Annotated in this window: 16 protein-coding genes; 5 read left to right on the forward strand and 11 right to left on the reverse strand. The window is 63.3% G+C overall.

What is annotated here, in order from left to right:
* Window positions 1-238 precede the first annotated feature (238 nt).
* Window positions 239-1,408: a cell division protein FtsZ gene (gene ftsZ, locus ET418_RS08485; RefSeq protein WP_149307163.1), complete on the forward strand. Its 1,170-nt coding sequence runs from the start codon at window positions 239-241 to the stop codon at window positions 1,406-1,408.
* A gap of 131 nt (window positions 1,409-1,539) precedes the next feature.
* Window positions 1,540-1,869: a cytochrome c3 family protein gene (locus ET418_RS08490; protein WP_420819516.1), complete on the forward strand. Its 330-nt coding sequence runs from the start codon at window positions 1,540-1,542 to the stop codon at window positions 1,867-1,869.
* Window positions 1,870-1,875: 6 nt separating this feature from the next.
* Here ET418_RS08490 and ET418_RS08495 read toward each other — a convergent pair whose 3' ends face one another.
* The 4 genes from ET418_RS08495 to ET418_RS08510 all read right to left on the reverse strand — a co-directional run bounded on the left by ET418_RS08495 (window position 1,876) and on the right by ET418_RS08510 (window position 8,780).
* A complete protein-coding gene (locus ET418_RS08495; protein WP_149307164.1) occupies window positions 1,876-2,055 on the reverse strand; it encodes a hypothetical protein in 180 nt (59 codons plus the stop codon).
* Window positions 2,052-3,746 carry a radical SAM protein gene (locus ET418_RS08500; RefSeq protein ID WP_149307165.1) on the reverse strand — a complete coding sequence of 565 codons (1,695 nt, stop codon included), beginning with the start codon at window positions 3,744-3,746 and terminating at the stop codon, window positions 2,052-2,054. Before ET418_RS08500 ends, ET418_RS08495 begins: the two co-directional genes overlap by 4 nt.
* A 233-nt stretch (window positions 3,747-3,979) precedes the next feature.
* Window positions 3,980-6,577 carry a molybdopterin-dependent oxidoreductase gene (locus tag ET418_RS08505; RefSeq protein WP_149307166.1) on the reverse strand — a complete coding sequence of 866 codons (2,598 nt, stop codon included), beginning with the start codon at window positions 6,575-6,577 and terminating at the stop codon, window positions 3,980-3,982.
* 181 nt (window positions 6,578-6,758) lie between these two features.
* Entirely contained in the window at window positions 6,759-8,780 is a 2,022-nt protein-coding gene (locus ET418_RS08510) for an FAD-dependent oxidoreductase (RefSeq protein ID WP_149307167.1), read from the reverse strand.
* Between the two features lie 232 nt (window positions 8,781-9,012).
* Here ET418_RS08510 and ET418_RS08515 point away from each other — a divergent pair, with 232 nt between their 5' ends.
* The 3 genes from ET418_RS08515 (at window position 9,013) to ET418_RS08525 (ending at window position 11,729) form a co-directional block, all read left to right on the forward strand.
* On the forward strand, window positions 9,013-10,143 hold the full coding sequence (locus ET418_RS08515) for an aminopeptidase (protein WP_149307168.1): 1,131 nt from the start codon (window positions 9,013-9,015) through the stop codon (window positions 10,141-10,143).
* Between the two features lie 146 nt (window positions 10,144-10,289).
* Window positions 10,290-11,123: a 1,4-dihydroxy-6-naphtoate synthase gene (locus ET418_RS08520; protein WP_149307169.1), complete on the forward strand. Its 834-nt coding sequence runs from the start codon at window positions 10,290-10,292 to the stop codon at window positions 11,121-11,123.
* Window positions 11,124-11,198: 75 nt separating this feature from the next.
* Window positions 11,199-11,729: a DUF4337 domain-containing protein gene (locus ET418_RS08525; protein WP_149307170.1), complete on the forward strand. Its 531-nt coding sequence runs from the start codon at window positions 11,199-11,201 to the stop codon at window positions 11,727-11,729.
* A 60-nt stretch (window positions 11,730-11,789) separates the two neighbouring features.
* Here the strand turns inward: ET418_RS08525 and ET418_RS08530 are convergent, their stop codons facing one another.
* The 7 genes from ET418_RS08530 to nuoI all read right to left on the reverse strand — a co-directional run bounded on the left by ET418_RS08530 (window position 11,790) and on the right by nuoI (window position 19,047).
* A complete protein-coding gene (locus ET418_RS08530) occupies window positions 11,790-12,587 on the reverse strand; it encodes a M48 family metallopeptidase (RefSeq protein ID WP_149307171.1) in 798 nt (265 codons plus the stop codon).
* A gap of 13 nt (window positions 12,588-12,600) precedes the next feature.
* Window positions 12,601-14,004: an NADH-quinone oxidoreductase subunit N gene (locus ET418_RS08535; RefSeq protein WP_149307172.1), complete on the reverse strand. Its 1,404-nt coding sequence runs from the start codon at window positions 14,002-14,004 to the stop codon at window positions 12,601-12,603.
* Complete coding sequence (locus ET418_RS08540; protein ID WP_149307266.1) at window positions 14,001-15,491, reverse strand: complex I subunit 4 family protein; 1,491 nt, start codon at window positions 15,489-15,491, stop codon at window positions 14,001-14,003. The genes ET418_RS08535 and ET418_RS08540 overlap by 4 nt, the downstream gene beginning before the upstream one ends.
* Window positions 15,491-17,473 carry an NADH-quinone oxidoreductase subunit L gene (gene nuoL, locus ET418_RS08545; protein WP_149307173.1) on the reverse strand — a complete coding sequence of 661 codons (1,983 nt, stop codon included), beginning with the start codon at window positions 17,471-17,473 and terminating at the stop codon, window positions 15,491-15,493. The genes ET418_RS08540 and nuoL overlap by 1 nt, the downstream gene beginning before the upstream one ends.
* A gap of 12 nt (window positions 17,474-17,485) precedes the next feature.
* On the reverse strand, window positions 17,486-17,794 hold the full coding sequence (nuoK, locus tag ET418_RS08550; protein ID WP_149307174.1) for an NADH-quinone oxidoreductase subunit NuoK: 309 nt from the start codon (window positions 17,792-17,794) through the stop codon (window positions 17,486-17,488).
* Window positions 17,791-18,348 carry an NADH-quinone oxidoreductase subunit J family protein gene (locus ET418_RS08555; protein ID WP_149307175.1) on the reverse strand — a complete coding sequence of 186 codons (558 nt, stop codon included), beginning with the start codon at window positions 18,346-18,348 and terminating at the stop codon, window positions 17,791-17,793. Before ET418_RS08555 ends, nuoK begins: the two co-directional genes overlap by 4 nt.
* A 168-nt stretch (window positions 18,349-18,516) precedes the next feature.
* The gene (nuoI, locus tag ET418_RS08560) at window positions 18,517-19,047 is read right to left on the reverse strand and encodes an NADH-quinone oxidoreductase subunit NuoI (RefSeq protein ID WP_149307176.1); all 531 of its coding nucleotides are present in this window, start codon (window positions 19,045-19,047) and stop codon (window positions 18,517-18,519) included.
* Between the last annotated feature and the right edge of the window lie 56 nt (window positions 19,048-19,103).

The raw sequence follows: 19,103 nt of genomic DNA on the forward strand, positions 1-19,103 counted from the left end.
ACTGCAGACCGTAGCTTCCGAGTGCCTTCACTCTCGTCTCCGTCCGATCCCGCGATGCCTTCCGAGATCTGCCCGGCGTGGGCAGCCATCCCTTTCAGAATCCGACAAACCGAATTTGATGATGGCTCATTTTTACGAAGATTTTAATGATTTTTCCTTTGATTCTTGCGACAATTGCGGTTACATTTCAGTGTCAACGGGATAAGAGGTATCTGCCATTTATTAAGGGGGAATCACAATGTTCGAATTTGATGAAACGATTGAACAAAGTGCTATTATCAAAGTGATTGGCGTGGGCGGCGGCGGCGGCAATGCCGTCAACACGATGATTGCCAATAACATACATAAAGTCGATTTTATCGTTGCCAATACCGACGCCCAGGCGTTGCGCCACTCCAAGGCACCGGTCAAGGTGCAGCTGGGCGGGCAGTTGACCAAGGGGCTCGGGGCCGGCGCGAATCCCAACATCGGTCGGGATGCAGCCCTGGAAGACCGGGAAAATATGACCGAGATGCTCAAGGGCGCCGACATGATCTTCATCGCCGCCGGCATGGGTGGCGGCACCGGCACCGGCGCAGCACCGGTCATTGCCGAGGCGGCCAAGGAAGCCGGGGCGCTGACCGTCGGTATCGTCACCAAGCCGTTCTCCCGTGAGGGCAAGCAGCGCATGGCAAAGGCCGAAGAGGGCATTCGCGAGCTGAAAAAGCATGTGGACTCCCTGATCATCATCCCCAATGATCGCCTGCTCAATATCGCCCCCCGCTCCCTCGGCATCCTGGACGCCTTCAAACCGTCCGACGACGTCCTGCGCCAGGCCGTGCAGGGGATTTCCGACCTGATCACCACCTCCGGCTTCATCAACGTTGACTTTGCCGACGTCAAGTCCATCATGAGCGAACGCGGCATGGCCATGATGGGCATCGGTATCGCCAAAGGCGAAAATCGCGCCGTGGAAGCGGCCAAATGCGCCATCTCAAGCCCGCTCTTGGAAGATATCGACGTTTCCGGCGCCAAGGGCGTACTGGTCAACATCACCGGCTCATCCGCCATGACCATGGACGACTTCGACGCGGTCAACAAGACCGTCCACGAGAAAGTCCACGAAGACGCCAATATCATCATCGGCGTCGTCATCGACGAGAGCCTTGAGGATGAGATCAAGGTCACCGCCATCGTCACCGGTTTCGGCGACCGCTTCGACATGGAACGGGGCCGCGAACTGCGCCAAAATGTCACCCCGCTGGGCGAGAAAAGCACGGTCAACAAGAAGTGGCTGGACATCCCCACCCATATCCGCGACCGTCAGCAAACGGAGAACACCACCCGCATCAGACCGGCCGTCTCCTTTATCGAGGACGACGAGGACCAGTACGACATCCCGACCTTCCTGCGGAAATCGGTGGACTAGACAACGCACCAACAACGAGGGGAGGCAGCGATGCCTCCCCTCCTTTTCTACCCGGCTTCTTCGTGTTCCTCCTGAAGATCCGGGTTTTTTTATACATCGCAAAGCCGCACACGGCACGAAGGTTGAGACACATGAACTGGAGCGGAACCGTACAAGACCGGAAGATGATCTACGTTGCCATCGGCAGTGTTGCCGTGGCGCTGCTGGCGGGCACGGCCGGTGCCGCTCCCGAAATCATCCCCATGAAAAACGGGGTCACGTTCCGGCACAAGGCCCACATGCTCGCCACCCACACCTGTAGGCCCTGTCACGAAGCAGGGCCGGGCAAAATCGAGGGTTTCGGCAAGGAGTGGGCGCACAAGAACTGCAAGGGGTGCCACGGGGAACAGAACACGGGGCCCTATCACTGCGCCGGTTGTCATGCGAAGGTATATGATCAGGAAGGGCCTAAAGGGAGATAAACGGTTTTAACTATTATACTCCGGGCAGTACATCATCACCAACCTGGCCCGGTTTTCCAGGCAGAGCGGGCACAGTTCCCCGGCATCCTGCCACACCTCCCCCGCCAGCCATTCTCCCGCCTCGGCATAGTCCGAACGCTCGGCGGTCTCGTCAAACTCCTTCGTGCAGATGCTGCATTGCTTCATGACTTCCTCTCCACTCCCCCCATGGCTCGTTCGTACTCTTTCCTCAACTGCTCCCGGTCCGCCGTGCCGATGACGCTCCAGGGCAGAATCGCGTCCTCGGGAATCTCGCGGCACACATACCCCTCCGTATCGATCCCGCACTGTTTGGCCGCCTTCTTGAGCGAACTCCCCGCCGCCATGGCGGCCACCAGACCCGAGAGCCGCCGGTCCCCCCGGGAGAGCAGGGCCTGGAGGTAGGACTCCCGCAGACTCTCCACCTTGAGGCGCACGTTGGGCATGGCACGCACGGCCGTCTCCAAAAGTTTCACCTTGCGCTCCAGCGAGGCGAGCGGTTCCATGCCGCACCACTGGAAGGGGGTGAACGGTTTGGGGATGAAGGGGTTGACCGACAAGATAATCTCGCCGATCCGCTTGTTGGCCCGCGCCCGCTCCAACACCCGCTCGCGGATGGCCGCCACGAGCCGGAGCAGTTCATCCAGATCAGCCTCCGTCTCCGTCGGCAGACCGATGATGAAGTACAGCTTCAGGTTCAGGATGTCCCGGGAGATCAGCATGTCGCAGGCATCCAGGATCTGCCGTTCGTTCAGGTTCTTGCGGATCAGGTCCCGCAGCCGCTGGGAGCCCCCCTCCGGCGCCAGGGAGATGGTCTTGTGGCCGCTCTGCGTCAGGGCATCCAGCATGGCGCTGTCCAACCGGTCGATGCGCAGGGACGAGACCGAGACCTTGGCCCCCTTTTCCACAATGTAGCTGCACAGGCGGCCGATATCCCGGTAGTCCGACACCGCCGCCCCCACCAGCCCGACCTTGGAGCGGTGCCTGAGTCCCTCGTCCACCGCAGCCGTGAGGTGCTCGAAGGGCTGCTGGCGAAAGGGGCCGTAGATGAAGCCTGCACTACAGAAGCGGCAACCGCGCGGGCAGCCCCGGCTCACCTCCACCAGGAACATGTCGCCGAATTCCGTGTTGTCGGTCAGGATGAGGGACGCCGCCGGCTGGTGCTGTTCCAGTACGGGGCAGGCGCGCACCACCGGCAGCGGGGCGCCCGGAGCGCTGTCAAAACCGGTCAGACGGCCATCGGTATCGTACCGCGGCAGATACAGGCTCGGGACGTAGAAACCGGGCCGGGCGGCCAAGGCGGACAACAACCCTCCCCTCCCCCCCTGTTGGGGCGACATGAGGCACGACACCAGGGCCGGGATGAGTTCCTCCCCCTCGCCGATGCAGACCACGTCCAGAAAGTCGGCCACCGGTTCGGGATTGATGAAAAACGCCGCGCCCCCCGCAATGACCAGGGGATCCCCGCCGGTGCGCTCTGCGGCCGGAACCGGGATACGCGCCAGTTCCAGCATGAGGGGGATATGGAGGTAGTCCGGCTCGAAGGAGGTGGAAAAGGCGATGGCGTCGAAATCAGCCAGGGGACGCTGGCTCTCCAGGGAGAGGAGCGGCGTGCCGCTGCGCCGGTATTCTTCCAAATCCTCCCGGTCGGGCAGAAAGGCCCGTTCGCACAGGATGTCGGCAGATTCCGCCAGGAGCCCGAAGACCGTCTGGAAGCCCAGGCTGCTCATGGCGGTCTGGTAGGAGTTGGGGTAGACGAGGCAGACGGTGAGCTGCCCGCCCCGGCTCCGCATATCGGGGCGCAGACAGGTCTCCGCCTCCAGCAGCGCGCGCAGTTTTTGTCGGATCTTCCAGGTCATGGGGTGAGTATACAGGCGCGGCGCGGGATCAGGCAAACAAAAAGCACCGTTTCCTACGGTGCTTTTTGTTTGCCTGTGAAGGTCTTAACAGTCTGTTGGAAAACGCAGGTTGTTCAAAAATAGTCAGATCGTCGCACCCGCAGAATGCTCTGAGGAGGCGTAGCAGCGCTACGCCGCACGAAGGGGCATCCGAGGACGGCGGCGAGATGGCTGTTTTTCAACAACCTCCTAGATCAGGCCTTTTCCAGCTTGATCCCCACCGTGTTCCCCGCCCCCTGGGTCAGCAGGTTCACCTGGGCCTCCCGGAAATGGGCAGGGACGAACAGCGTGCCCTCCGGGGCCGCATCAAGCACCCTGGCGGTGAGGATGATGCTCCCCCGGGAGGAGGAAACCTTGACCGCGCTTCCGGTGGTGATGCCCGCCTTGCGGGCATCAGCTGGCGCTATCTCCACATACGCCTCGCCGGCAACGGCCATATTGTTGTCCGACCAGGTGGAGAAGGTGCCGTTGTGGTGCAGCACCGGCCCGACGATGAGGCTCAGGGGGTAGGCCCCATCCCGCCGGGCAGGGGGTGCGGGCGTTACCGGCGCAAACGTCGCCGGCTTGTCGCTGAGGGCCGGCCGGTTCTTGGCCCGTCCCATGCGGCACCCCTCGTGGTCGCACTGCTCGCTGTAGAGCCCGGTCAGCCGGGCAATCTCATGGTGCAGCTCTTCCGCCGACGCCGCCGTGATATTCGCTACGGACGACACGAGATCATGAAGCTTTGCCAGGATCTCACCGTCGGTGCGGGCATCGCCGGCCGGGGCCACGGCGCGGGGGAAACACTGCACCCGATTGTCCACGGAGGTGAAGGAGCCGGACTTCTCGGCCCCGCTGGCGGCGGGCAGCACGATGTGGGCCAGACGGGCGGTGTCGGTCAGGAACAGGTCCTGCACCACCAGCAGGTCCAGCTTCTGAAGGGCCTTCAGGACGCGGCTGCGGTCCGGCATGAAATGCAGCGGGTCGCTTCCCATGACGTACAGTGCCCGGATTTCTCCCTTTTCGATCCCTTCGACGATCTGGAAGAGGTCCTTGCCCGGCGTGGTGGAAACAGCGACCTTCCAATCCGCGCCGAAGCGGGCGGCGGCATGGGCGTAGTCGTGATAGCCGGGCAGATACTCGGGGCAGACTCCCATGTCCAGCATCCCCTGGGTGTTGTTCTTCTCGTCCAGCGGATAGATGCCGGCGCCGCCCGTGCCGGCCGCCCCGGTCAGGAGCGCCAGATTGACCACGCCGGTGACGGCATTGGCCGCATCAACGGAGCGCATGATCTCGGCGCCGTAGATGACCGCTACGCGGCCGTTAGCGCCTATAAGGCGGGCCGCCTCGCGCAGCTCCGCCTCGCCGACGCCGCTCGCCTCGGCGATCTGCTCGTAGGTGATCCCGCCGAGGGCCGTGGTGAACGCGGCGAACTCCTTGGTATCGGCGTCGATGAAAGCCTTGTTTTCAAGCCCTTCAGCCAGGATAGCCTTGTTGAGGCCGGCCACCAGCCAGGCCTCGCCGCCGGAACGGTACTGGAGAAACGCGTTGGCGAACGGCGTGATCCAACTGGCGCGGGCACCGGCCACGACCAGTTTGGCGTCGTTCCGGGTGGCGGTCCGGATCACCCGGTAGGCAAAACCGGCTGATTCGGCCTTGAGGTCGCTCCCCAAGACCATGACCGCCGTGGCCTGCTCAATGGCGTCCATGGCAGTGGTTCCGCCGCTGTAGCCCAGCATCCGCCACTGGATGAGCTGGGCCGGAAAATAGCCGAGACGCGCCTCGGAGTCGATGTTGTTGGTGCCCACGGCGCCACGCAGGAACTTCTGGAAGAGATAACTCTCCTCGTTGGTCACCCGGGGTGAACCGATACCGGCCACACTGGTCCCGCCGCTTGCGGAAACGATATCCTTCAAACGGGCCGCAACCGTGCTCAGGGCCTGATCCCAGCCGACCTCCTGCTGTTTGCCGGCGGCGTCCTTGAGGAGCGGTTCGGTCAGTCTGCCGGAAGAGTTGAAGGCGGCATAACCGAAACGGCCGTTGATACACAGGTTGCCGCGGTTGAAGCCGTCATCGGAACTGGTGACCCGCTCCACGCGGCCGTCGCGGGAATGGTAGTCGATCTGGCAGCCGGACGAGCAGAAGGCGCAGACGCTTCTGGTCACGTCGAAGGTCCAGGGGCGGCCACGGAACTTGAACGGTTTGCTGATCAGGGTGCCGGTGGGGCAGGCGTTGATGCAGTTGCCGCAGAAATCGCAATTGAGCGGCTTGCCGTCCACGGTGCCGATCAGGGAGCGGTCGCCGCAGTTCTTGACCTCGATGGCATCGGCCCCCACGATCTCGTGGCAGACCTTGACGCACTTCTCGCACAGGATGCAGCGGGTAGAGCAGTTCTCGATCAGGGGCCAGTCGTAGATGATCGGCAGAGGCTCCCGCTCGGCGGCATACTCGTTCCGGTCCACCTTGAGGGCAAAGCAGGTATCCTGCAGGTCGCATTCGCCCCCGGCGTCGCACACCGGGCAATCCAGCGGGTGGTTAACCAGCATCAACTCCAGCGTCTTTTTGCGGGCCTTTTCCAACTGCGGCGACATGGTGGTGACAACGATGCCGTCCTTGACCGGGGTGTTGCAAGCGGTCATGAACCGGTCAACCCCCTCGATCGCCACCACACAAATACGACAGGCCCCGGTGGTGGAAACCTTTTTCAGCCAGCAAAGCGTGGGGATCTTGATCCCCAGCCCGGCGGCCGCATCCAGGATGGTCGTCCCTGCCGGGACCTGTATCTGTCTGCCGTCAATCGTCAGCGTAACCATGTGCAACTCCAGACTTTAAGTGCTATTTTTTTCTTAGCAGGCTATTCAAAAATTCATAGGTTGTTCAAAAATAGCCAGATCGTCGCCCCCGGAGAGAGCCCTTTCGTGCGGCGTAGCAGCGCTACGCCGCACGAAAGGGCTTTCGAGGAGGCGGCGAGATGGCTGTTTTTCAACAACCTCCCTACACGACCGCCATGGCCATGCGGTAGCAGCGCAGGCACCGGTCGGCCTCGGCCTGGGCCGTGCTGTCGCTGAAGCCCAGTTCGACCTCATTGTAGTTCTTGAGGCTGGCCCGGTCTCTGCCATGGACCTCTTTCTGGTTGGCGCGCCCAGCGGCATCGAGCCAGGCCACCTTCTCACCCTTGTCGTATACCCCCAGGTAGGTTAAGAGGTCATCGAAGATATCGTCTTCGGTGAGATAAGCCTTGCCCTCCTCCAACCAGCGCTGGATTACCCGGGCGGCGCGGTGGGCGTTACCGACGCAGGCCACCACGGTCAGGGGGCCGATTTCGGCGTCGCCGCCGGCAAAGACCCCGTCGCAGTCGGTCATGAGGAAGCGGGAGAGCGGGTTGCCCATGCCGTCCTTGAGATCCTTTCCCGCCGCATCCTTGAGGGGCAGGTGCTTGGTGACCACCGTGTTCCACTTGCTGATGTCGATGCCCATGTCGGAGGGGATGAATCCCAGGTCAGCGTCCTGGCCGATGGCCGGGATGACCGTGTCGCACTCGATGATGAACTCGCTGCCCGCCATCGGTTCGGGACGGCGGCGGCCGGAGGCGTCGGGCTCTCCCAACTCCATGCGGACGCATTCCACGCCGACCACCTCGTGCTGGTCGTTGGCGATGATCCGGGTGGGGAGCACCTGGAACTCGAACGTGACCCCCTCCTCGTCGGCGCCGTCCACCTCCCACACATCGGCCGGCATCTCCTTGCGGGAGCGGCGGTAGACCAGATAGGAGTCCTGGGCACCTTCGCGCAGGGCGACCCGGACGCAGTCGATGGCGGTATTGCCCCCACCGACCACCACGACCTTCTTGCCCATGCCGGTCGGTTTGCCCATGTAGGCCTCACGCAGGAAGTCGATCCCCCCCTTGAGGAAGCCCTTGTACCCCTTATCCTCCCCTTCCACACCCATGGGCTTGGAGCGGTGGGCGCCGGGGGCGATGAACACCGAGTCGTGCTTTTTCTTCAGGTCGGCCAGGGAGATGTCCGTGCCGACGCGGCAGTTATAGATGATCTCGACCCCCAGGGACTGGATGATGTCGATGTCGCGTTGCAGGATCGCGCGCGGCATGCGGTAGGCCGGGATACCGACCGCGATCATGCCGCCGCCGTACCCTTCCGGCAGCGCCTCGTAGATGGTACAGGGGTACCCTTCCAGGGCCAGGTAATAGGCGGCGGCCAGACCGGCAGGACCGGCGCCCACGATGCCGACGGTCTTGCTCTTCCGCGGCTTGGGCTGCATGGGAGGGGCAAGTTTGTGCACTCGCTCGTAATCCGAGGCGGATCGTTTGAGTACCATGATATTGATGGAATCATCCACGTTCTTGCGGCGGCAGGCGCTCTCGCAGGGATGCGGACAGACCCGCCCGCAGACGGCCGGGAGCGGCATGTTCTCGCGGATGGTGGCCAGGGAATCGGAAAAACGGAGGTTTTTGATATCCTCGATGTAGCGGGGGATGTCGATGTGGGACGGGCATCTGTCCATGCAGGGGGCGGTGATCTTGTGGAGGTACCCGTCGGCGCTGTTGACCGCCCGCCGTTCATGCAGGCGGGTGACGAATTCGGCGCGGTAGTGTTGTACCGCATCGAAGACCGGCACCGTGGCGCTCTGGCAGAGGGTGCACTTGCAATTCCTGAGCAGTTCCGCCAGATCCCCGACCATGTCCAGGTCGGTTTCTTTGGCCGTACCGTCCAACACCCCCTTGAGCAGGTCCATCAACACCTTGGTGCCCTTCTTGCCCGGCGTGCACTTGCCGCAGCAGTACAGGGTCTGGACGCGCTTCATGTACTCGGCCGTCATGGCCGGCACATCAACCGTCTTGTCGAAGAGAATGATGCCATCCCACCCCATGAACGCGCGCAACGGACGTTCGCCGTCAAAGGCCGCCGGCAGCTTGAAGGCGACCGCCTGCGGTTCACCGGAAACATTCCTGTTGTCAACGACGTTTCTGCCCCACGTGGAAAAGAGTACTGAAGACACTCGAACCTCCGAAAACCGGCCCCCGGGAATCAAGGGGTTAAACTCTTGCAATTATTGTTAAATTTTGCATAAGCAAAGTGTATACAGTATGCATGAGTAGCACAATAATGTTCCAGAAATCAAGGGAAAAAAAATCTTTGCATACCGTTGCCTTTCAAGCGGTTTCACCTTTGCGCCATTCTGTGCTATAGAGAGGTGACAGGAGCACCCCACGCAATGGAAGGATACGGTCATGACCCCTCTCGACGGAGCATTTCGTTCACTCTTTGAAACCAACATGGGCATCCGTGCCAATGAACGGGTCCTGGTGTTCAGCGACACGATCCGGGCCGACGAAACGGTCTCCGCAAGCGACCGGGACCGGCGCGTACGCCTGAATGCCACCGCCCGCATGGCGGCGGCATTCGCCGCGAGGACGTATGGCAGCGGCGGCTTCGTGGAGTTCCCCGCCACCCCTGCCTCGGGAGCCGAGCCGCCCCGGGAGCTCTGGCTGGCGACCTTCGGCGCAGACGCCATCGGCGAACTGGAACAGACGGGGCTCTTGGCAAAACTCCTGGCGAAGCAGGCCGCACCCGACGAGATCGCCACCGCCCGGGAGATCATCCTGGCCCACCGGCACGCCGTGGCCGACGTCATCATCGCCCTGTCCAACAACTCCACCAGCCATACCCGCTACCGCGCCCTGGCCTGCGCCACCGGCACGCGCTTCGCCAGCCTGCCCCACTTCGACCCGGACATGTTCCACAGCTCCATGACCGTGGACTGGCAGGCCCTGGCAGACCGCACCGCCCGGCTGGTGGCGGCGGTCAACCGGGCGGAGTGGATACGGGTCACCTGCCCCAACGGCACCGACATGATGATCTGCAAACAGGGGCGCCACGCAGGAGGAGACGACGGCCTGCTGACCGCGCCCGGCTGCTTCGGCAACCTCCCGGCCGGCGAGGGGTATCTTGCGCCGCTGGAGGGCAAAAGTCACGGCATCATGGTGATCGAGTGGGCGCCGACCCGCAAGCTGGACGAGCCGCTGCGTCTCTTCGTGGAGAACGGCACCGTGGCGCGGATCGAGGGAGCGGACCAGCATCGCGCCAAACTTGAGGCAAAATTCGCCGAAGACGCCAACTGCCGGAACATCGCCGAACTGGGCATCGGTACCAACGACAAGGCCAGCCGGCCGGACAATGTGCTGGAGGCAGAGAAGATCCTCGGCACCATCCACATCGCCCTGGGCGACAACTCCGGCTTCGGCGGCCGGGTCAGCGCCCCGTTCCATGAGGATTACGTCTTCTACCACCCGACCGTGACGGCCATCATGGCCGACGGGAGTGAGCGGGTCATTATCGATGACGGGAAGATGCTGGTTTAACCGCCAGAGAATGCGATCCGGGCAAACGGGTGGAGTTCCGTGTGCCCCCGCACAAACCAAACGACGTCGCAGAGGGTTCGGATGCCGGGCGCACAGGGCGCGACGCGGCAGACGGACCCGATCCCGAGTTATAGAACGGAGTTGCCATGAGTAATCCACTCACCCTAGGTTTTTCCCCCTGTCCCAACGATACCTTCATGTTCTACCCCCTCGTCCACGATCTGGTGGACACCCGCGGCATATCCTACCGGGAGCGGCTGGAGGATGTGGAGACCCTCAACCAGTTGGCCCTCAAGGGTGAGCTGGACGTCACCAAGGTTTCCTACCATGCCTTGGGGCATATCCGCGACGAATACGCCCTGCTCCGCTCCGGCAGCGCCTTGGGACGGGGCTGCGGGCCGCTCTTGGTGGCAAAGGATCCCATCGATCCCAACGATCTGCGCGACAAGACCATCGCGATCCCAGGACGCTTTACCACGGCGCTGCTCTTGCTGCGCATGTTCGATCCCACCCTGAAAAATTTCCTGGTCATGCCCTTCAACGAGATCATGGATGCCGTCCTGAACGGCAACGTGGATGCCGGCGTGATCATCCACGAATCCCGCTTTACCTACCAGGGCTTCGGCCTGCACAAGATGCTCGACCTGGGGGAGTGGTGGGAGCGGGAGAGCGGCCTGCCGATCCCCCTGGGGGGGATCGTCGCCAAGCGTTCCCTGGGGGCAGACACCATCGCCGCCATCGAGGGCGCCCTGCGGGACGGGGTGGCCTACTCCCGGGCCAACCCCGCCTCTGCGGCCCATTATATCCGTGAGCACGCCCAGGAGATGAACGCAGAGGTCTGCTCGGCCCACATCGGCCTGTATGTCAACGACTTCTCGAACGATCTGGGGGACGAGGGGGTCAGGGCCATTCACTGCCTGCTGGAACGGGCCGAGAAGGCGGGCATCATCCCGGCCTCCGCGGCGCCGCTCTTTATCTGATACTGCCCCCTTTACAAAACGCACGGGGATGCTTATCTTGCCTTCTCAAATTTTCATTGTGCCGGAGGAATCCACATGTCGGAAGAAAAGGAAAAATGGCAGGGCGGGCTGGCCCTCTCCATGGCCATCGTGGCGGTCCTGGCCGCCCTGACCACCCTCTATATGGGGAAGTTCTCGTCCCGCGCCATCATGGCCCAGGGGCAGGAGAGCGATCAGTGGGCCTTTTATCAAGCCAAGAGCATCAAGCAGCATAATTTTGAGATGAACAGGAAGGCGCTGGAGTTGCAGTACCATGCCCAGAAGGGGCTGCCGCCCGAAGTGGCCGCCGACTATGAGAAGACCCTCGCCAAATACGGCGAGGAGATCAAGCGCTACGATGGGGATAAAAAAGAGATCAAGGATAAGGCGGAAGGGATCGCCAAGACAAAGCTCAAGGCCCAGGAGATGGGAGGCGACTTCGCCTACGCCCTCATCTTCCTCCAGATAGCCATCATGCTCTCGTCCCTGGCCAGCCTGACCAAGCGCCACTACCTCTGGTACATCGCCATGGCGTGCAACCTGGGGTGGCTGTTCTTCTTTCTGGATGCCTGGATGCTCTTTTACTGAAAGTCTCCCACAGCTGACGCCAAAAAGGCCGCCCGATCCCAGGGCGGCCTTTTCTCATGCTCATTTCCGGTAGTATGACATGGCCTCCGGTATCAGGCGTTCTATCTCCGTGATCCGGGTGGCATCGGACGGATGGGTGCTGAGGAACTCCGGGGGCGCCTGCCCCCCTTTCTGTGCGGCCATGCGTTGCCAGAAGACAACCGCCTCGTGGGGATCGTAACCGGCCATGGCCATGAAGATCAACCCCAGGTGGTCGGCCTCGCTCTCCTGCAATCTGCTGTAGGGGAGGATGGCCCCGTATTGGGCCCCGACGCCGTACACCGACATCCAGAGCTGCTGCGTGGCGGCCGACTTTGTGGCAAGCGCCGTGGAGAGCGCCACCCCGCCCATTTGCGTGATCAGCCCCTGACTCATGCGCTCGTTGCCGTGCTCTGCGATGGCATGGGCGATCTCATGCCCCATCACCACGGCCAGACCCGCTTCCCCCTGGGCGACCGGCAGGATACCGGTATAGACGACCACCTTCCCGCCCGGCATGCACCAGGCATTGACCTGCTTGTCTTCCACCAGATTGAACTCCCACTTGTAGTTGGCCAGATGCCCGCTCAGGCCGCTGGCGGCAAAGTAGCGTTCAACCGCATCCTGGACCCGCGCCCCCACCCGCTTGACCACCCGGGTCTGCTCCATGTTGGTGCTGACCTTGTGCTCCTTCAGGAACTGGTCGTACTGCTGCAAGCTCATGGAGATCATGGACGAGCCGGGGATCAGGTTGAGCTGCGAGCGCCCGGTGATGGGAACGGTGCTGCACGCGGCCAGGGCAAAGGCCAGGCAGAGTATTGGTGCAATTCGTCCAGACATCAGGACCACCTCCTCACGGCAATCTCAGAAGATGGGCCACCACATCCAGCAGCGGGGAAGGATAGAGCCCAAGGAAAAGGATGGCGGCGGTGGGGATGGCCAGGGCGATGCCCTCGGAGATGGAGAGGGAGCGCACCGCCGCTTCCCTCCCGTCGGCAGGCCGCATGTAGAGCGCAACAACTACCCGCAAGTAGAAGAAGACCGCCACCAGGGCCGAAAGAACGCCGACCACGGCCAGGGCGGTTTCACCGGCCCGTAGCGCGGCGCTGAAGACCGCGAACTTGGCCATGAAACCGGCAGCCGGGGGTATCCCAGCCAGGGAGAACAGCGCCACCGCCAGGGCCGCACCGGCCAGGGGATTACGGTAGCCCAGGCCGCGGTACTGTTCGATGGCATCCCGGTCCGTACCATCCGACAGGACCGCTACCGCCCCGAAGGAGGCCAGCCCGGCCGCAGCATAGGCCACGATGTAGAAGAGCGCGGCCCGTGCCCCACCGGCCGGCAGGGCCACAAAGGCCAGGGCCACATACCCCATCTGGGCCACGGATGACCAGGCCAAAAGCCGCTTGATGCTGCTCTGCACCAGGGCCGCCAGGTTGCCGCAGACCAGGGTGGCGAGCGCCAGGCCCCAGAGGATGTCGTGACCGCCGCACCATACGGCCGCCAGAGGCAGCACGAGAAGTAGGGCAGCCACCGAGGCCCCCTTGGAGGCGGTGGAGAGGAGCGCAGTCACCGGCGCCGGCGCCCCCTGGTACACGTCCGGGGTCCAGAGATGGGCCGGAACCCAGGAAAGTTTGAAGGCCAGTCCCACGAGGACCATGCAGACCCCAGCCAGGAACAACGGCTCGGGCGGGGCCGCTTGCAGGGCCAGTTCGGCCAGTTTGAGCGTACCGCGGCTGCAATAGACCAGCGCGATCCCCATGGCCAGGATGGCCGCAGACAGGGTGCCGTTGAGCAGGTATTTCAGCCCCGCCTCGCCTCCCCGGACCGAATCCCGTTCAACGGCCACCAGGATGTAAAAGGCAAAGGTAAAGGCTTCCAGGCCGAGGAAGAGCATCAGCAAATCGCTGGCGGCACAGGCCGCCCCCATGCCGGTCAGGGCGAAGAGCAGGGTAGCCGGGTACTCCTCCCCCACGATGCCGCGCCGTTTATTGTAGCCGGAGGCCAGCAGCAGGGCAACCAGACCGGTGCCGTCGAGGAAGACGGCGAAGAATCGGGAGAAGGGGGTGACGGCAAGGCCCGGCATGGCTGCTGTTGCCGGGATGGCAATCGTCCACACCAGGGCGGCGACGACAAAAGCGAGCGCCAACTCATACAGCCATCCCCCCGGTCGTACCGCCCCCGCCAGTAAGACCACGACGCTGCCGCCGGACAGGATAATCAGAGGCATGAATGCCATCAGGTCGGCATTTGTCACGGTGCCCCCCCAACCAGAATCTGCACCGGCCCGTGGATCAGATCCAGGAGCGGCGCCGGGTGCACGCCCATCCAGACCACCAGCAGGGCCAGCAGGGCCAGCAGGCAGATCTCCCGGCGATCCAGGTCCGCCAGCGGCAAGGGCTTGCGTTCCGTCTGAAAGACCACTTCCTGCACCAGCCGCACCGTGTACACCAGGGTCAGGACGATGCCGGTGAAGGCCAGCCCCGCCGCCAGGGGGGACTTGGTGAAGGTGCCGGACAATACCAGAAACTCGCCCACGAAGTTGTTCAGCCCCGGCAGGCCGACCGAGGCCATGGAGAAGAGCAGGAAGAAGAACGACCAGAGCGGAATCTTGCCCCACAGCCCGCCGAAGGCGCCGATCTCCCGGGTGTGCGCCCGCTCGTCCAGCATGCCCACCATGGCGAACAGGGCGCCGGTGGTCACGCCGTGGTTGGCCATCTGGATGATGGAGCCGGACAGGGCCACCGGTTGCCAGGCAGCGATGCCGATGGCCACGTACCCCATGTGGCCGATGCTGGAATAGGCGATCAGGCGCTTCATGTCCTCCTGGGCAAAGGCCACCAGCGAGGCGTAGATGATGCCGGTGATGGCCAGGGTGTAGAACAACGGCGTCAGGGTCTGGGCCGCCTGGGGGAAGAGCGGGTAGCCGAAGCGGAGCAGGCCGTAGCTGCCGGTCTTGAGCAGGAGCCCGGCCAGGATCACGCTCCCCGCGGTTGGGGCGTCGGTATGGGCGTCCGGCAGCCAAGTGTGCAGGGGAAAGAGCGGGAACTTGATGGCGAATGCCAGGAAAAAGGCGCCGAACAGCCAGAGTTGGGTACCGGCCGGCAAACGGGTTGCAATCAGTTGGTGCAGCCCGAAGGTGGCCACGCCGCTCTGTTGGGCATGGAGCAGGTGCAGGGCGATGATCGCCAGAAGCATGAGGAGCGAACCGAACATGGTGAAGAGGAAGAACTTGACCGTGGAATAGATGCGCCGGCCATGCCCCCAGATACCGATCAGGAAGAACATGGGGATCAGCATCACCTCCCAGAACAGGTAGAACAGGGCCAGGTCCAGGGCCAGGAAAACCCCCATGATGCCGGTCTCCATGGCCAGGAGCAGCGCCAGGAAGAGGCCGACCTTCTCGCCGACGGCCCGCCACGACACCGCCAGGGCCACACAGAAACTGAAGGCGGTCAGCATGACCATGAGGAGCGAGATGCCGTCCAGCCCCAGGGTATAGCGGATGCCGAAGGCCCCGATCCACGGGGCGTCCTCCGCCAGCAGGTAGCCGGGCAGGGGCGATTTCAAGGCCGCCAGCCCGTGCCACGAGGCGTACAGCCAGAGCGCCAGCAACAACTCTCCGGTCATCACCCCCAGGGCCAGGGGGCGCGCGGCCGCAGGGCGCTTCCAGACCGGCAGCATCAGCAGGCAGCCCGCCAGGGGGAAGAAGACCAGTATGGTCAGTAGATGCGGATCGGCCATCATGACAGCGTCACCCAAACGAGGTAAACCAGTATAATGGCCACTCCCGATGCCAGCCCGAACAAGGAGGTGGCCACCCGGCCGGTGCTCCAGGCGGCGGGCAAGCCGCCCAGGCGGGCGGTGAGGCGGGCCAATCCATCCAGGGTGCCGTCGATGCCCGCCTCGTCCCACCGTTTCCAGAGAAAACGCGCCAGATGGTTAAACGGGTTGATGACCAGCGCCCAGTAGAGGTTGTCCAGATACCAGCCATTCAGGAGGAACCGGGCACCCGGCTGGCCTGCCTCCTCGCGGGCCAGGGCTTCGGCCCGGCGGCTGCCGGTATAACGGGACCACGCCAGGCCCAGCCCAGCCAGGCTGAGGGTGGCGGCGACGATCTGCAGGGCGATCTCGTCGGCGTGGGATGCCTGCTCGACGCCCCCAAAACCGGGGATCGAGCCGAGAAAACCGTCCAGCCCCCCCTCATACCCCAGATAGGCGGGCAGATTGAGCAGGCCGCCGCATAAGCCCAACAGGGCCAGCGGGATGAGGGTAAGGGTCATTGTCTTCGGGAGGGCGGAATGCCCCCCCTCCCTCGACGGGAGGGGGTTGGGGGGTGGGTGAAGTATATTATGGGCTGAGTTGTTGCTTCCCCCCCTCCCTGACCCTCCCCCGCCAAGGGGAAGGGAATTTTCTTCCCCGCCATGAAAGACCACGAAGACCATGCGGAAGGTGTAGAAGGAGGTCAACAGCGCCGTAAAGAGGCCAAGGAGGAGCAGACCGCCGTACAGGGCGCCCCCCTGGGCGGCCACCCCGCCCAGGATGGCGTCCTTGCTGAAAAAACCGCCGGTCAGGGGGAATCCGGCCAGGCAGAGTGCCCCGGCCAGAAACGGCCAGTAGACCGCAGCCAGCTTCGTCCTGAGCCCTCCCATGCGGAAGATGTCCTGCTGGTGGTGCAGGGCGGTGATGACGCACCCCGCCCCCAGGAACAGGAGCGCCTTGAAGAAGGCGTGGGTCAGCAGGTGAAAGGTGGCGCCGGTCAGAGCCCCGGCTCCCACGCCGAGCACCATGTAGCCGATCTGGCTGATGGTGGAGTAGGCCAGGATGCGTTTCAGGTCGCGTTGGGTACAGGCGCAGGTGGCGGCGTAGAAGGCGGTGATGCCGCCGGTCAGGGCGATGGCGGCCCGCACCGTCTCCGAGGAGCCGATCAGGGGGAACATGCGCGCCAGCAGGTAGACCCCGGCCGTGACCATGGTGGCGGCATGGATCTGGGCCGACACCGGCGTGGGACCGGCCATGGCGTCCGGCAGCCAGACCGACAGGGGCAACTGGGCCGATTTCCCGGCGGCGCCGGCCAGGAGCAGCAGACCGAGGGTCGTCACGACGGCGGCGGGGATGAGCGCGCCCATGGAGTTCAGGTGGGTGATGGAGACGGAGCCGGAGAGCTGGTACATCCAGACGATGGCGATGCCGAAGGCGGTATCGCCGATGCGGGTGGTGATGAAGGCCTTGCGTCCGGCCGTGGCGTTCTTCTCCTCCGTGTACCAGAAGCCGATCAGGGCGTAGGAGCAGAAGCCGACCCCCTCCCACCCCAGGTAGAGGAGCGGCAGATTCTCGGCCAGCACCAAGGTCAGCATGGCGAAAACGAAGATGTTCAGCAGGGCGAAATAACGGGCCCAGGCCGGGTCGTCCTGCATGTAGCCCACGGAATAGAGGTGGATCAGGCCGCAGACGAAGGTGATCATCAACGTCAGGCTAAGGGAGAGTTGGTCCAGGTACAGGGCAATGGGGGCCTGGAAAGTGAAGGCGGCCAGCCAGGAACCCAACTCCACCCGCACCGGGCCGGTGAAGCCCGCAAAGGCCAGCACGGCGCAGGCGAACGCCCCCCAGATCACCCCGCAGGCAACAACCACGCCCACGCGGCGCGGTAACAGCCGGCCCAGCAGGGCGTTGCAGAGGCCTCCCAGGAGCGGCAGCAGGAGTATGAGGGCGAGGTAGAGGTTCATCGGTTCTTTCGTTTACCCTTTCATCTCGCTGAACAGGTCCGTATCCACGGTCTTGCGCCGCCGGTGCAGGTAGACCACCATGGCCAGGGCCAAGGAGACCTCGGCCGAGGTGAGGGCCATGATGAAGATGGCGAACAGTTGGCCATCCGCACTCCCCCAGCGGGCCGAGCCCCCCACGAAGACCAGCATGACGGCGTTCAGCATGACCTCGATGCAGACCAGCATCATGATCAGGTTGGCGCGCCAGGCCAGAAGCCCCCCCATGCCCAGGAAGAAGAGCAGGCCGGCCAGGATAAGGATATGTTCCAGCGGGACGATCATGACGGATTCCCCTCATCTCCAACCCCTCTCCCCGGGGGAGAGGGTGGCCGAAGGCCGGGTGAGGGGGAATCTTGCCGCCCCAAATACAAGGCCCCCACTAAAGCAAACAGAAGCTGTAACGAAACCAGTTCCACCGCCAAGCCGTGATCCTGAAACAGATGCCGCGCCACCTCGCGGATCGGCAGGGCCGGGGCCGGGGCTGCGGCTGCGGCACCATGACGGGAGACGATGACGGCCGCCAGGGAGGCGATGCTTACCCCGGCCAGGGCCAGGGCCGGCAGCCACTGGCGCCACCGGGGCGCTATCCCCTTTTCCGGGTGCCCCAGGTCGAGCATCATGATCACGAACAGGAACAGGACCATGATGGCCCCGGCGTAGAGAATCACCTCAAAGGCCGCCACCAGGGGCGCCATGAGCAGGTAAAAGATCACCGCGATGGAGAACAGGGAGGTGACCAGGTACAGGATGGCATGCACCGGGTGTTTCTCGGTAATGGCCAGGATCGTGCCGATGACGGCCACTCCGGCGAGTATGTAGAAAATAGTCTGTTCCATAGTTCAATTCATTTTGCCACGGGGCCACAAAGACTCAGAGTAAATTCAACGGCAAAAAACGTAAATACGTTTTGGAATACCACACAAAAAACGCTCCATTTTTCGCTTTGTATTCTGCTTTGCTTTCCCCGTGTCTCTGTGGCTCCGTGGCAGATTCGTTTTCCGCCGTTACGGCATCAACGACCTGGCATCCACCGGCGGCTTTTCCTCCACCCCCTCGCCCCGGGGCTGGGTCACGGCTATGCCTGCGTGGCGGTAGAAGTTGTAGGAATCGTCCTTGCCGCAGCCGTCGATCAGCAGGTCTTCCTTCTCATAGACCAGGTCCATGATATCCCGCTTGCAGATTTCGTAATCGGGCGTCATCTGGATGGCCAGGGTCGGGCAGGCCTCGGCGCACAGGCCGCAGAAGATGCAACGGGAGAAATTGATCCGGAACCATGCGGCATAACGGCGGCCGTCTTCCCGCTCGGCCGCCTGCATGGAGATGCAGTCCACCGGGCAGGCGGCGGAACAGAGGTAGCAGGCCACGCAGCGCTCGCCGCCGTCCGGGTCGCGGGTCAGCACGATCCGCGCCCGGCAACGCGGGTACGGGGTGCGTTTTTCCTCGGGATACTGGATGGTTACCGGCCGGCGCAGCATGTGCGCCAGGGTGATGCGAAAACCGTCCAGGATGGCCTTTATGTCGGAGAATATCGGCATGGTTTTATCCAGGTCCCTTGACAGGTTTTTGAACAACTCAGGTTGTTCAAAAATAG

This window comes from Oryzomonas rubra (assembly GCF_008369015.1).
Taxonomy (GTDB): Bacteria; Desulfobacterota; Desulfuromonadia; order Geobacterales; family Pseudopelobacteraceae; genus Oryzomonas; species Oryzomonas japonica.